The sequence below is a fragment of the Sphingobium sp. JAI105 genome (genome assembly GCF_015752145.1).
GTDB lineage: Bacteria > Pseudomonadota > Alphaproteobacteria > Sphingomonadales > Sphingomonadaceae > Sphingobium > Sphingobium xenophagum.
On the sequence record NZ_JADOUC010000001.1, the window covers coordinates 3221773 to 3235125 of the forward strand.

The following is a 13353-nucleotide window of genomic DNA, read 5'->3' on the forward strand; positions in this document are numbered from 1 at the left end:
TGCGATGGGCTGGGAGGCCAAGTCAATGTGAAAGCGGTGCGGGGCTGTCGCAGGCGACGTCCGCTATTCTATCATTGCAGCTCCGAAACTGACTGACCGAAATGTCCCAAGGCTCGCCCTTATCTGCCTTTCTCAGAGCTGACCTCAACAGAGCACCTAGCCTCGCTCCCCTTCTCCTGCGCCTTCTTCGCGCAATCGACAAACTTGGCGCGCTCCTCGTCCGACAAGTGCAGGAAGTAAGCCACTTCTTCCCAGCGTTTTTGATCGTAGACCTGCATCAAGCGCTGACCGGCAGTCCAGCCATCACGGTTCATGGTTTTGACCGCAGCCTGTTCCCGCCAGAGCCAGCTGTCGGGCACGATTTCCAGCGCAATGCGAGGCGTGAGATACATGAGCGCCAGACCAAGCACGACTCCCATCGCACCGCTGTATAGCAACCAGCGATCCTGCTTCGCAGCTTCCCGCGCCGAAAAGACGACTTCGCGAATTGATCTGGTCTCGGCATTCAGTTGCTGGCGTGCTCGTGACCAGGCCTCCTGCTCAACCTCCTTTACGTGCCGCGCTGCTGCATCGACCTGGGCGGCGATATCTTCCGGCGTCAACGCCATCGCAGGGCGCAGGTTCAGCGTGTTGATCGCCTCGCGCAAGCGCTCGAAGCGCTCATCGATCTGGGCAAGGTCCGCGCTGTAGTCGCGCTCCTGCAAATGATCGAAGCGCGCGGCAAAGCCATCAATGGCCGCCGACATTCCAGCGAGACGGCGGTTCATCGCGTCAAACGCGGCGGTTGCATCTTGATCGGCAGGTGGGTTGGTTTCAGTCATGCACGAAGGCTAACGCTCAAGCCCCCGTGAGCGCGAGCGGCTGATCCAGTCCTGGATATCCCGGGACAAGGTACTGCCTTCGCGGGGTTTAAAACCCAGTTCGTGAGACCTCCCGCGAAGCCGGGATTCCAGCTCCGGGTCGCGATGGAAGCTCTTTGACAGATAATCGATTCGCTCGGCCGCGCGTTCGGCGCCGAGGGGATCGCTCATCTTCTGCATGCGCAGGAACTGGCGGGTACGGGTTTGCCATTCTTCGATGAAACGATCGGCGCGCTCATCGGCCGCGATGCGGATCTCGCTTTCAAGGCGCATCGCCTGGATGGCGCGCGCACTTTTGCCCTGGGCCGCCTCATCGACCAGCGACGGGTCCTTGCTCATGGCCGCGTACATATCCTCTGCCGCGTGCGGGCGCTGGGCATCGAGGCTTTTGGCCGCGCGATCGAGAGCGTGCACCTGGCTGACAATCGGATTAAGCCGCTGGCGCTGCATCCGGTCGATGTTGCGCAGTGCACGCCCGTAGCGCGCGACGGCGGCGTCGAATGGCTGGGCCTGTTGAATGGCCGGCTCCGGCTGTACCTTGAACCGCATGCCGGCAAAGGGATTGCGCCGAACCTTGGGTTCATTCTTCGGCGTAGGCGCTGGCTCGGGCTCCGGCACTTGCTCGGGCGCGCGGGTATAGTCGGAGACCATGTCCTTGCCGCGCTCGCGGCCGAGCGCTCGGACAAGCCGGCTGCGCTCGGCGAAGTCATCCTTCCCGTAATGCAGATCGACCTGGGTGCGATGCCGGGACAGCGCAACATAGGAGGCATGCCGATCAAGCCCTGGTGTTGCCAGCACATGGACCCGGTCTACCGTCATGCCCTGCGACTTGTGGATCGTGGCCGCGTAGCCGTGATCGACGTGGGCATAGTCCTTGAGGTCGAAGGCCACGGACCGCCCGTCATCGGTGCGCACGCGCATGCTGGCGGCGCTGACATGTTCGATGGTGCCCAGCGTCCCGTTCTTCACACCAAGGCTGCGCTCGTTCTTGAGGAACATCACGCGGTCGCCCGAGGCAAAAGTTCGCTCACCGCGTTCAACGGTCAGCCCCACGTCGTGACCCAGCATCTGCGCGACGCGCAGACGATTGCGCGCCGCTTCGTTGAGTTCGCGAACTTCATCGTTGGTGTGGGTGAGAATGATCCGGCTGGCATCGGGGTGTCCCTGTCGATCGGTGTCCCAACGCTCGATCAGATTGGCGCGCGCTTCTTCGCGTGTCCCGGCGGCATGGACATGGCCCGCGTCCTCGTACGCCGCGAGCGCCTCACCGGTTCGACCATTAGCAAGCTGCCGCGTCGCCTCGCGCTGCCATTCTTCGGACTGACGGCGAATGGTGGTGATCTCGACCGCGCCGTGCCGCTCGGCGATACTGCGGAACGACGCACCCGCCTCGATCGCCTGAAGCTGCTCAGGATCGCCGACAAGCACGACCTTGGCGCCGCGCTTCTCGGCCTCGCGCATCATGCGCTCCATCTGGCGCGTGCCGATCATGCCCGCCTCATCAATGACAAGCACCGACTTGCTGGTCAGCAGCTCGCGTTCCTGCCCCCACTGGTGTTCGAGGCTGGCAAGCGTTCGGCTGGCAATGCCCGATCCCTGTTCGAGGTTCTCGGCGGCGATGCCCGAGAGCGCGGCGCCTTGCACGGAATAGCCCGCCAAGTGCCACGCTTCGCGCGCGACCCCGAGCATCGCGCTCTTGCCGGTCCCGGCATAGCCGATGACACTGCTGATCCCGCGCGCATCGGTGACATGCTCGAAAGCCCCGCGCTGCTCGGGTGAGAGCACCATCCCGCGCGCCTCAGCGCCCGTAAGAGCACGGTCGCGATGCCGGTCGGGCACGCTGTGGTGGCGCTCGGCATCGAGGCGAATTGTTTGCCGTTCAAGGCGCTGTTCGGCCTCCAGCATCGCGCGCGAGGTGAAGCGATCCTCGCCGCGCCCGTCCTTGCCCAGCTTCACCAGCTCGGGCGAGGCCTTTACCGCCGCCATCACCTGATCGAACTGCTCCTTTCCCTCGCTGTGGCGGTGGACGAACATGGCAAGGTCGCGGTTGGTGAAAGTCGCCTGCTGGTGGGTGATCGCATCGAGCGCGATGTGCGGGGCGGCGAGCAGCTTCTCGCCGTTGGTCCTTGCGATGGCGTGGTGCTCGTCGAGCCGCTCACTCTCCAGGCCTTGTTCGACCATGCGCACGGCGGCCGGGCCGATCTTGTCCTGCGGCTCCAGTTCGATGCCCTGCGCCTCCAGCGAGCGGTGATCGACCTGCGCGTCGATATCTAGTTCGGCCAGGCGGGTGTTGACGTGCCCGGCCCAGGCCTCGCGCCAGTGGGTGAGCAGTTCGGTGCGGTTCCAGTCGCGCACCTTCGCGCCAAAGCCCTCTTCGCTGACTTCGCGCAAACCGAGCATCACATGGGCGTGCGGCTTGGCCATGCCGTCCGCCCCCATATCCCAATGCACATTGAGATCGGCGACCATGCCGCGTGTCACAAATTCACGCTTCACGAAGTCGCGCGCCAGTTCGATGCCATCGGCCTGCTTCATCTCGCGCGGGATGGCGAACTCGACTTCGCGCGAGAGCTGCGCGTCCTTGCGCTTCTCGGCCGCCTCGACGTCGTTCCACAGCCGCTCCCGGTCATGCCATTCCTCGGGCGCGTGCTCGGGAAGCAGAACTTCGGAATGGACGACGCCCGCCTTGTTGGTGAAGTCATGGCTGCGGCCTAACCGCTGGTCGTGCAGCCGTGAGGCCGAACGGTAGGCGGCGGCGGCCACGGCGGACGATCCGGCGGCGCGGGAAATGACTTTGGCCGAGAAGTGGTAGATCGCCATGGCGACATACCAATTACCCCTGAAAGCGCACGTCGGCACGACGTATAAGCGCGCCCTCGAACGATTTCATCGCACTCGGGAACACGAAATCCCAGAGGATTTCACGCTATTGAGGGAGGCTGAGACTCCCGATAGCGGAATGGTCCGACTTCCTCAACGAAAGGACGGACCATGCGCAAACCCAAGGACTACGATGCCGAGCTGAAGGCGCTGACTGACAAGGCGAAGCAACTCAAAAGCCGCAAGGTGAGCCAGCTTGGTGAGCTGGTCACAGCGACCGGCGCCGATGCTTTCTCACCCGAAGAGCTGGCTGGCATTCTGCTCGACGCCGCCAGCGCGACAGACGCTGCCAGGAAGGAGGCGTGGCGCAAACGGGGCTCGGCGTTCTTTTCGGGCGAAGGGAAGACAAAAGCTTGCCAACGAACTGGCAGCGAGCCGCGCGGCGCTGCACCGGAACCGGGCAGCGCGCAACCGCTGTTCGATGGGCCAGACGCGGCATGACACACGGGAATGGCAGGTGAAGCGGCGTGAACGTACCCGGCAGCTTATCGAACTGGGCGGGCTGGTCATGAAAGCCGGGCTTGTCGAGCTGACCGACGACGACCGCGCCGTGATCCTTGGCCTGCTTGTCGAAGCGTCGGCGAGGCTGCGAAGCGAGCATCGCGAACAGGCGCTGACGCTGTGGCGGCGAAGGGGCAAGCGAGCGTTTGCTTTGGCCGAGGAATGAAGGCTCAACAGTAGGTCGTTGACGGTGCCGAGAGCTGCTTATCGTTCGCCCTGGTTCAGTGCCGAAAGCAGGAAGTCGGCCCAGTCCACGACCGACACCTTGGGCAGGATTGTCACATCATAACCAAGGCTGGGATAGACGGCGAGCAAGCGGTCATACTCCGCGATAGCTGCATCGAGATCATGGCGGCGCTCAGCGTCGTGAACATAGATTCGCGGCCAAGGCGGCGTGAGGAAAACGTGGCGATGGTAGCGATGGGCTGAACCATAGGCCTTGATCGCTGGCTCGCCGCTCGCATGTTCGAGCGCGATGGCGGCATCGATCAAACCGCGATCGAAGAACACCCATCCGTCCTGTCCTGACGCCTCGTCACGATCTCGCAGCGAAAGATCGATCGCGCGCCGGGCGAATGCGGCCAGATCGATCCACGGCAGTGCCGTACCCGAGCTAGGCTGCTCTTCGGCGATAACGCGGCGGCCCGGCTCTTCGACGACGGCAAAGCCCCGGCGCGCCAGTTCGGCCAACAGAGTGGATTTTCCGCCACCCGAGCAGCCCGAGATGACGACGAAATTACCGGGAGGCGTCGGGCTCATTCCTGCGGCGCGGTGGTCGCGTGCGTTGCTGTCGCTTCAAGCGCGGCCAGATGGGCTTCGCACGCTTCGCGAACAACGCTTTCCATCAGCTCGATGCGTTCCCCAATCCAGGTGAGCTCGTCGGGGCGGATTTCATATTCGGGCGAGTAACGCGCGTTGACGTAGGCCTGCTTCAGGAGTTCGAAGCATTTGCGCGCAAACTTGCTGTCGCGCGGCCACACCGGAATGAGCGCGGGAAGCAACGGTTCGGACTGGCTGCGCAGGAACTGGAGATTGTGCGATTTGGGCGCGTACAACCCCATCGTGAGCATCAGACACAAATAGTACCTCTCCGCCGCCTGATGAAAAAGGAAGGCGGCGTCGTTGTGATCGCCCTCAGAAACATAGAAACGCGCACCTTTGAGCGCTTTGGCGGCCCGTTCCGACCATTCTGCATAGTTCTGCCGTGCTTCAGCGAGATGTTCAGCCGCCGACAGCGTCTCCGGCTTCGCAAACTCCTGCTCGTTGCCGTCGTAGAGCAGGATGCCATCGCGCACGAGATCGACGAAGAACGGGCGCCCACTGCGCAGCTGCGCGTTCACATCGGTCATCGAATGGACGATGAAGCTGACCGGCGCAGACAACCGCCTGGTGATGGCGTAATCGCGCATCAGCCTCTCGTCGGCGCGGTGCCAGTATTCGACGGTCTCGGTCAGCCGCTCGTCGCTGACGACGATGAGGATATCGTAGTCGGAGAAATAGCCGCCGACCGGGTCTTCCACCCAGTCACCGCGCGCGTAGGAACCGTAGAGCACGACCTTCATGATCCGGCCCTGCTTCTTCCAGCTCTGGGTCGCGATGGCGATGGTGTCCTCGAACTCCTCGAACAGCGTGCGCACCACGCGCTCAAGGTCGCGGCGCTTCTTTTCCGGGAGGTGATCGAGGTTCGTCTTCATAGCCTGATCCTGATTGTGCGGCACGAAGGCCTGGTGATGCAAGGCCAAGTGCCCAATCGCTGGTGCCAAAGCTGGTGATGCGCGAGTCGTCCGACGCGGCGACTCGATCATGGTGAGGCAAATGGGCCTTGAGCCGCAGAGACCAACGCAACACGCGGGGACTGTGACGGTGCTGATGGGGCCACATGGGGCCAACACGGCTCTGAGCGGGCGTGAACGTGTTGCGCTCGCGCCCGATTGCCTCAATTCTTCTCGTGGCCGGCCAATCCAACCCACACCAATCGGAAGGATCAAGGCAGATGAACAGAGCTCCACCCAATTCCTTCGTGCGCCTGCCGCAGGTGCTGAAAGAGACCGGCCTGTCGCGCGCGACGCTCTATCGCAAAATCCAGGACGGCACGTTTCCAAAGCAGGCCCGGATCGCACAGCGCTGCGTCGGTTAGCGGCGCAGCGCCATCGACCAGTGGCTGCAAAACCCCATGTTCTACTCGGTCGAGGACTTCCCGCCCCAAACCTGAGCAATTCATCCAAACCAGCAACAGCCAGGCGCGCCCGCACCAGCGGGCGCGCCCGTTTGCTCACCAGCCTTTGCGCTTCTGCCGGTCCAGCGACTGGCTCAGCATCGCGATCGCGCGGCCCATTTCGATCTCCACCCGGCGCACGCTGATGTCGAAGCGCGCGGCGATCTTGTCGTAGGACCAGTTCTCGTAGCGCACGAGGCAGAACAGCTGACGGTGAAAGCGCGGCAGCGAATGGACCGCCCGCGCTACCCGCCGCACTTGCGGGTCCTCGTAGTCGGGGAAAGCGTCGCGCAGGAACGTTTCGCGGATAGCCTGCTCCAGCTGGTAAAAACGCCGCATCATGCCACGTCCTCCCCGAAAGCAAGGAGGTAGTCGGCACCCTTGCTGGCTGCACTCGCCGCCCGGAAGATCGCCTTCTCGTCAGCGCGCAGGACTTCAAGCCACGCCCCAATGTAATCGGAATGGCGGACCGTGGGCTCGATACCCAGCGATGCGCAGGCAAAGGCGGAGGTCATTTCGGCGACCAGTTCCTCCTTCGCGTACAAGGCCGAACCGAACTTGCCGCTCTGATCGCGCTCCAGCCGCCCCTTGCCGCCAGCCCAGTGGCCAAGCTCGTGCAGCGCCGTGCGAAACCAGTTTATGGGCTCATGGAACGCAGCCTGTGGCGGCACCTGCACGTAGTCCTGCCCCGGCGAATAGAACGCCTTGCTCCCACCGATCCGAAAGTCCGCGCCGCTCGCGGCAATCAGCCGGCCCACCTCGGCAATCGCCATGACCGGATCGGGCACCACCGGCTCGGCTGCATACTGCTCGGGTAGCCCCTCGATCTGGTCGAGATTGAACACGGTGAAGCGCTTGAGGAAGGCGATCGTGCGCGCCTCGCGGTCCTCGCCTGCGGCCTTCGCGGCCTCGTCCTTGGGGGTGAAGCGGTCGGCATAGCAAATCACTGTGCCCTTCTCGCCGCGACGCACATGCCCGCCTGCCTTCTCGGCCTGCTTGTAGGTAAGCCAGCGCTGCGACGTGAATGCCCGCTCCACCGCTTCGCACCACAAGATCAGGACATTAATTCCGGAGTACACTCGTCCAGACATCGCGTTATGCGGCATCGTGCAAGGGCACCGGGCGTCCCAAGGCTGCACCCATGGAAGACGTCCTTCTTCCAGCTCGGCGATCACACGTGCGGTAACCTCGCCATAAAGGCTCTGACGGTCGGCCATAACTCCCGCTCCTTTCCTCAACCGCCATTGACCGGCGCCAGGGTGGCGGGGGGCGGCAGGAGCAGACCAGAAGCCCCGCCGGCTAAAGGCGGGGCGCACCCGAAGGGGCGAAACGAAGAGGAGCACCCGGCAGCGAAGCGCACGGGTTGCGCGCCGTCGAGGCGGGGCTAAGGGGCCGCGACGCCCCCCGCCACCACGGAGCCGTCAAGGCTCAACGCCGCCGCGCCTGACGCTCGGCGACCATTGGCGGGATGCCAAGCGCATCCCGAACGGCCCGCCCAATGGCGGGACGGGACGCGTCATGCGATCGTGACGGCTATGCCGACGAGACGCCGCACGGTGGCTCGGCTGGAGCGGTAGCGGAAGTAGAGCGCGGTCAGGCCGTCAGGGCTGGGACGCCGCCGTCAGTACGACCTTAGTTCAGCAGTGCGTTCTAACACGACGCTCCTATTTAACATCTCAACTATTAAATCGGGATCGTGCGTGCAGCGAGGCCAGACCCACGTCGGTTATTCATGACCCGCTATGGCCAAACTTGGGTCGCAGAACCGTGGCCCCGTCGCGCAGCTGGTCGATATGGTCTGACCAGTGCTGCATCATGCGAATGCGCTCGTCCCAGTACTGGCCGCGCGCATAGGCGCGGCGGATTGAGTTGCCATCGGCATGGGCGAGCTGGCGTTCGATCGCATCGGGATTCCAACAGCCCATTTCGTTGAGCAGCGTCGCGGCGAGCGCGCGAAACCCGTGGCCGGTCATTTCGTCCTTGCCGTAGCCGAGGCGGCGGAGCGCGGCGTTGATCGTGTTGTCCGACATGGGGCGCTCGACGGAGCGCAGCGAGGGAAAGAGGAAGGGGCTGTAATCGGCGTCGTGTTCGATCTCCCTCACGATGCCCAGCACCTGTAGCGACAGCGGAACGGCATGAGGGCGCCGCATCTTCATCTTGTGGGCCGGGATCGTCCAGACCCGCTTCTTGAGGTCGAACTCCTTCCATTCGGCCCAGCGCAACTCGCCCGGCCGGACGAAGACGTGCGCCAGCAAACGCAGCGCGGTTCGGGTGAGGGCGTAGCCGTCGTAGGTGTCGATGGTGCGCAGGAGCGCACCGGCCTCCACCGGTGTGGTAATCGCGGCCCGATGGTTTGTCTTCGGAGTAATGAGGGCGCCGCGCAGGTCCGTCGCGATATCGCGCTCGGCACGCGCCGTCGCGATCGCATAACGAAAGACCTGGCTGGCCGCCGTGCGTGCGCGATTGGCGGTATCGTAGCGCTTCGAGGCTTCGATCTTCTTGAGCGCGAGGAGCAGCTCATGCGGGGAGATTTCGGCAATCGGACGCTGGCCGAGCGCGGAATAGAGCTTGGCGAGAAGCCAGCGTGACTTCTTGATCGTCATCGCCGCTGCGCCCTCGGCACCGATCTTTTCGAGCCACTCGTTCCCGACCGCTTCGAACGTATGCGAGGCGGCGAGGGTCTTTGCGATCTTTTCCAGCTTGGCCTGCTCGATCGGGTCCGTTCCATCGGCGATGAGGCGCCTTGCGTCGAGCAGACGTTTCCGTGCTTCACCCAGCGGCAGTTCAGGCCAACGGCCGAAGTTGATGGTTTTCTGTTTTCCGAGAATGCGGTAGTTCATTCTCCAGGACTTGGTGCCGCTCGGTTCGATCTGTAGATAGAGCCCGTCGCGGTCGCTGAGCTTGTAGGCCTTGTCCTGGGGTTTTGCACGCGACACACAGGCCGCATTTAGCCCGGATTTCTGCCGGTTTCCGTAGGACATGATGGTAGCTCCCGATCGCTTTGGCGGGACAACCATCAAATCTACCATCATTTGGGTGAGATTTAGTGAAATGGCCCGAGCCTGACGGAGCCATAATACCACTGAAAAACCGCAGAAAACAGCCAGTTTTGGGATGCTTTCAGACCTGCTGAGAAGCAAAAATGGAGGCCCGAGCCGGAATCGAACCGGCGTGCAAGGATTTGCAGTCCTCTGCGTAACCACTCCGCCATCGGGCCATCCGTCGCGGTGGACGCCGCAAATGTGCGGCTTTGGTTGCAAAGTCAAGCGGCGGATCGGGCAGTGGGCGCAAGATTCTGGTCCTTTGCCGTGCAAAGCCGCTTGGCGTGGCCTGCGCGCTGATTTAGAGGTCCGTTGATCCCCTTGCTGTATTGCATTACCAATACAGTTGTGCCAAGTCCAATCGACCAAGCGAGAATGATCGTGACCGAGCAGAATTTTTCTTCGATGCGGACCGCCATGGTCGAAAGCCAGTTGCGTACCAGCGACGTGGACGATCCGCGCGTGATCGCCGCGATGGCGAGCGTGCCGCGCGAGGATTATGTCCCCGTCGAGCGCCGCGCCATGACCTATGTCGATCGCCCGATCCCGCTGAGCGGCGGCCGTGCGCTGAACCCGCCGCTGGTGACGGGGCGCCTGCTGACCGAGGCGAAGGTTGCGCCCGGCGACAAGGTGCTGCTGATCGGCGCGGCGACCGGCTACAGCGCCGCCTTGCTGGCCGCAATGGGCGCGCAGGTGACGGCGATCGAGGAAGAGGGCGGGCCGGACATTGACGGCGTGAGCGTGGTGCGTGGTCCGCTCAATGCCGGATCGCCCGCTGGTGCGCCTTATGATCTGCTGTTTATCGACGGCGCGGTGGCGGAAGTGCCCGCCGCGCTCGTTGGGCAGCTTGGCGATGGGGCGCGGGTCGTCACGGGCCTGGTCGAACGCGGCGTCACCCGGCTGGCGAGTGGCCGGGTCGTCGCGGGCGTGCTGGGCCTGTCCAGCGTCGCGGATATTGAGATGGTGGTGCTGCCGGGCTTTGCCGCGCCGGAGCGATTCGTTTTTTGAGACGGGGATCATGACAGCAAAGCGACCTAATTTCCGGCGGACCACCGCTACAGCCTTGCTGTTGCTATCCTCTTGCCTGGCCGGTCCGGCCATGGCCGAAACGTTGCAGGGGGCGCTGGCGAAGGCCTATGCGTCCAACCCGACGCTGACCGGCGCGCGCGCGGGGCAGCGCGCAACGGACGAAAATGTGCCGCTCCAGAAGGCGAACGGGCGTCCCGCGGCCGACGTGAGCGGTAGCTATAGCGAAAGCATCCTGAAGCCCACGATCAGCTTCACCGCGCCACAGCGCACCGTGAATGCGCAGGCGCAATTGAATGTGCCGATCTATTCCGGCGGGACCGTTCGCAATGGCGTGAAGGCCGCCAAGACCCGCGTCGCCGCCGGTCAGGCGAACCTGCGCGGCACCGAAGCAAGCGTGTTTTCGCAGACGGTCGCGGCCTATATGGACGTGATCCGCGACAGCGCCATCGTGGCGCTCAACCAGGCCAATGTGAAGGTGCTGGACGTCAACCTGCAGGCGACGAACGACCGGTTCGAGGTGGGCGACCTGACCCGCACCGACGTTGCCCAGTCCGAATCGCGGCTGGCGCTGGCCCGGTCCGACCTCCAGATTGCCCAGGCCAACCTGATCACCAGCCGGGAAAATTACATTGCGCTGGTCGGCGAGGCGCCCGACAATCTGGAACCGCCGCCGCAATTGCCGGGTCTGCCCGCCAACCCGGAGACCGCCGTGCAGGTGGCCCTGCGCGACAATGCGGACATATTGGCGGCGCAGAAGCAGCGCGAGGCGCGCCATTATGACGCGAAGGCGGCGAAGGGCGGCGTGCTGCCGCGCGTGTCGGCCTTCACCCAGGCGGGCTACACCAATTATCTCCATTCGCTCGACAGCACCGCGCTCGACGCCAATGGCAATGCGGTCGAAGGGCCGCAGATCAACAAGCAGGCCGTCGCGGGCGTGCAGCTGACCATCCCGCTATATCAGGGCGGTCGTCCGGCCGCGCAGGTGCGCCAGACCCAGGCGCTCGAATCGCAGGCGATCGAACAGGAGATCGAGATCGAGCGCGGCGTGATCGCGCAGACGCGGGCCGCCTATGCCAGCTGGCAGGCGTCGCTCCAGACGATCGATTCGAACCAGAAGGCGGTCGAGGCGGCATCGCTGTCGCTGGAAGGCGTTCGGGCCGAAAATTCGGTCGGCAGCCGCACCATTCTCGACATCCTCAATGCCGAGCAGGAAGCGCTCAACGCCCGCGTCCAGCTGGTGTCGGCGCGGCGCAACGCCTATGTCGCCGGCTTCAGCCTGCTCGCCGCGATGGGCCATGCCGAAGCAGACGATCTGGGGCTGGCCAGCGGCACGCTCTACGATCCAATGGTCAATTATGACCGGGTGAAGGGCAAATGGTTCGACTGGGACTATGGTGCAGCGCCCATGCCGGTCGCCACGCGCACCGTTGACACGCTGCCACAAAACGCCAATGTGAGTCCCGAAACGGCACAACAGCCATAAGGGGCTGTGATTGCGGGGCCGATAGTCAGGGGACGGCATGGGCGACATGACAAAGGAACCGTCGATGGAAGAGATACTCTCGTCCATCAAGCGGATCATCGCCGAGGAAGGCGAGGAGGCGGTACAGGCGGCGCCGCGTCGCGGGCGGGCTGATGCCGCGCCCAAGCCCGTGATCGAAACTGGCACGCCTGATGAACCGGCCCCCGTATCCTTCGCGCCGCTGGTCGACGAGGTGCTGGAACTGACCGATGAGATCGTGGTGGAGGATGTGATGCCCGCTCCCAAAGCTGCCGCGAAGGCGACGCCCGCGGCCAAGCCTGCAGCCCCGGCGGATGAGTCGATCCTGTCGGTCGAGAGCGAAGTCGCCGCGCGCCACTCGCTGTCAGCCTTGTCCTCCATGCTGATCGCCGCGCCCGAGGGTGCCGACAATACGCTCGACGGGCTGGTCCGGTCGATGCTGAAGCCGATGCTGAAGGAATGGCTGGACGCCCGCCTGCCGGCATTGGTCGAGGATATGGTGGCCAAGGAAATCGCCCGCATCACCGCGCGCTGATTTTTCCTTTGTTCGACGACTGACGCGATTGTTCCAATCATGATATGCTGCCCCTGGCTTGGCATGGCTGGGGGCATGGCGATATGATGCTGTTGATTGCGGCGACGGCGTTTGTCGGAACGCATTTCCTGATGTCGCATCCGTTGCGCGCGCCGCTGGTGTCGCGTCTGGGGGAAAAAGGCTTTCTGGGCCTCTATTCGCTGGTAGCGGCGGCAACGCTGATCTGGATGATCCTTGCCTATCGTGCCGCGCCGGTCACGCCCATGCTGTGGCCGGTGGGGGACGGCCTGTGGGCGCTGGTGACGGTCATCATGCTGATCGCGTCGATCCTGCTGCTGGGGTCGCTGGTCGGTAACCCCGCCTTGCCCGCGCCTGATGGCAGGGCCATGGTGCCCGCCGAAGCCAGGGGCGTGTTTGCCATCACCCGCCACCCCATGATGTGGGCCATCGCGCTGTGGGGCGTGGCGCATATTCTGGTCTATCCCGTCATCGCCAACATCATCCTGTCCGTGGCGATCATCATCCTGTCGCTGGTGGGCGCTGCTCTGCAGGACAGCAAGAAAGCGGCATTGACCCCTGATTCGTGGCCGCTGTGGGAATCGCGGACCAGCTATTGGCCGTTCGCCGCCATCCTGGCCGGACGGGCGCGTTTCGGGCGTTTCGGTCTGCATGCGCTGGCAGGGGGAACGGTCCTTTGGCTGGTTGCGACCTGGGCGCATATACCGCTGACCGGCTGGCCTGCGGGCATTTGGCGCTGGCTGGGCTGATCTTTCGGCTGGAATGGAACGGGA

The 13353-nt window shown here is 63.9% G+C and carries 14 protein-coding genes and 1 tRNA gene; 7 read left to right on the top strand and 8 right to left on the bottom strand.

The window, feature by feature from the left end:
• Window positions 1-119: 119 nt before the first annotated feature.
• Window positions 120-821 (bottom strand): DUF6118 family protein, encoded by a 702-nt coding sequence (locus tag IWY39_RS15645; protein WP_107125417.1) that lies wholly within the window; start codon window positions 819-821, stop codon window positions 120-122.
• Window positions 822-830: 9 nt separating this feature from the next.
• On the bottom strand, window positions 831-3680 hold the full coding sequence (gene traA, locus IWY39_RS15650) for a Ti-type conjugative transfer relaxase TraA (protein WP_107125418.1): 2850 nt from the start codon (window positions 3678-3680) through the stop codon (window positions 831-833).
• Between the two features lie 171 nt (window positions 3681-3851).
• Here traA and IWY39_RS15655 point away from each other — a divergent pair, with 171 nt between their 5' ends.
• Entirely contained in the window at window positions 3852-4181 is a 330-nt protein-coding gene (locus tag IWY39_RS15655; RefSeq protein WP_107125419.1) for a conjugal transfer protein TraD, read from the top strand.
• 16 nt (window positions 4182-4197) lie between these two features.
• The gene (locus IWY39_RS24350) at window positions 4198-4407 is read left to right on the top strand and encodes a conjugal transfer protein TraD (RefSeq protein ID WP_107125483.1); all 210 of its coding nucleotides are present in this window, start codon (window positions 4198-4200) and stop codon (window positions 4405-4407) included.
• Window positions 4408-4445: 38 nt separating this feature from the next.
• Here the strand turns inward: IWY39_RS24350 and IWY39_RS15665 are convergent, their stop codons facing one another.
• Both IWY39_RS15665 and IWY39_RS15670 read right to left on the bottom strand, forming a co-directional pair.
• Complete coding sequence (locus tag IWY39_RS15665; RefSeq protein ID WP_196871612.1) at window positions 4446-5000, bottom strand: AAA family ATPase; 555 nt, start codon at window positions 4998-5000, stop codon at window positions 4446-4448.
• Complete coding sequence (locus tag IWY39_RS15670; RefSeq protein ID WP_107125484.1) at window positions 4997-5935, bottom strand: HEPN domain-containing protein; 939 nt, start codon at window positions 5933-5935, stop codon at window positions 4997-4999. Before IWY39_RS15670 ends, IWY39_RS15665 begins: the two co-directional genes overlap by 4 nt.
• A 299-nt stretch (window positions 5936-6234) precedes the next feature.
• Between IWY39_RS15670 and IWY39_RS15675 the strand changes: the two genes are divergently transcribed.
• Window positions 6235-6378: a helix-turn-helix transcriptional regulator gene (locus IWY39_RS15675; protein ID WP_107125421.1), complete on the top strand. Its 144-nt coding sequence runs from the start codon at window positions 6235-6237 to the stop codon at window positions 6376-6378.
• A gap of 135 nt (window positions 6379-6513) precedes the next feature.
• Here IWY39_RS15675 and IWY39_RS15680 read toward each other — a convergent pair whose 3' ends face one another.
• From IWY39_RS15680 to IWY39_RS15695, 4 genes are all read right to left on the bottom strand, one after another.
• Window positions 6514-6798 (bottom strand): RNA polymerase sigma factor, encoded by a 285-nt coding sequence (locus tag IWY39_RS15680; protein WP_107125422.1) that lies wholly within the window; start codon window positions 6796-6798, stop codon window positions 6514-6516.
• The gene (locus IWY39_RS15685) at window positions 6795-7673 is read right to left on the bottom strand and encodes an ArdC family protein (RefSeq protein ID WP_107125423.1); all 879 of its coding nucleotides are present in this window, start codon (window positions 7671-7673) and stop codon (window positions 6795-6797) included. The genes IWY39_RS15680 and IWY39_RS15685 overlap by 4 nt, the downstream gene beginning before the upstream one ends.
• Before the next feature lie 513 nt (window positions 7674-8186).
• Window positions 8187-9437, bottom strand: a complete 1251-nt coding sequence (locus IWY39_RS15690; RefSeq protein ID WP_196871613.1) for a tyrosine-type recombinase/integrase — start codon at window positions 9435-9437, stop codon at window positions 8187-8189.
• A 162-nt stretch (window positions 9438-9599) separates the two neighbouring features.
• Window positions 9600-9673, bottom strand: a tRNA-Cys gene (locus IWY39_RS15695).
• A gap of 199 nt (window positions 9674-9872) precedes the next feature.
• Between IWY39_RS15695 and IWY39_RS15700 the strand changes: the two genes are divergently transcribed.
• The 4 genes from IWY39_RS15700 to IWY39_RS15715 all read left to right on the top strand — a co-directional run bounded on the left by IWY39_RS15700 (window position 9873) and on the right by IWY39_RS15715 (window position 13329).
• Window positions 9873-10505 (top strand): protein-L-isoaspartate O-methyltransferase family protein, encoded by a 633-nt coding sequence (locus IWY39_RS15700; RefSeq protein WP_107125425.1) that lies wholly within the window; start codon window positions 9873-9875, stop codon window positions 10503-10505.
• 91 nt (window positions 10506-10596) lie between these two features.
• On the top strand, window positions 10597-12009 hold the full coding sequence (locus tag IWY39_RS15705; RefSeq protein ID WP_017181604.1) for a TolC family outer membrane protein: 1413 nt from the start codon (window positions 10597-10599) through the stop codon (window positions 12007-12009).
• Between the two features lie 37 nt (window positions 12010-12046).
• Entirely contained in the window at window positions 12047-12562 is a 516-nt protein-coding gene (locus IWY39_RS15710; protein WP_107125426.1) for a DUF2497 domain-containing protein, read from the top strand.
• Window positions 12563-12606: 44 nt separating this feature from the next.
• The gene (locus tag IWY39_RS15715) at window positions 12607-13329 is read left to right on the top strand and encodes an NnrU family protein (RefSeq protein ID WP_107125427.1); all 723 of its coding nucleotides are present in this window, start codon (window positions 12607-12609) and stop codon (window positions 13327-13329) included.
• Window positions 13330-13353 lie beyond the last annotated feature (24 nt).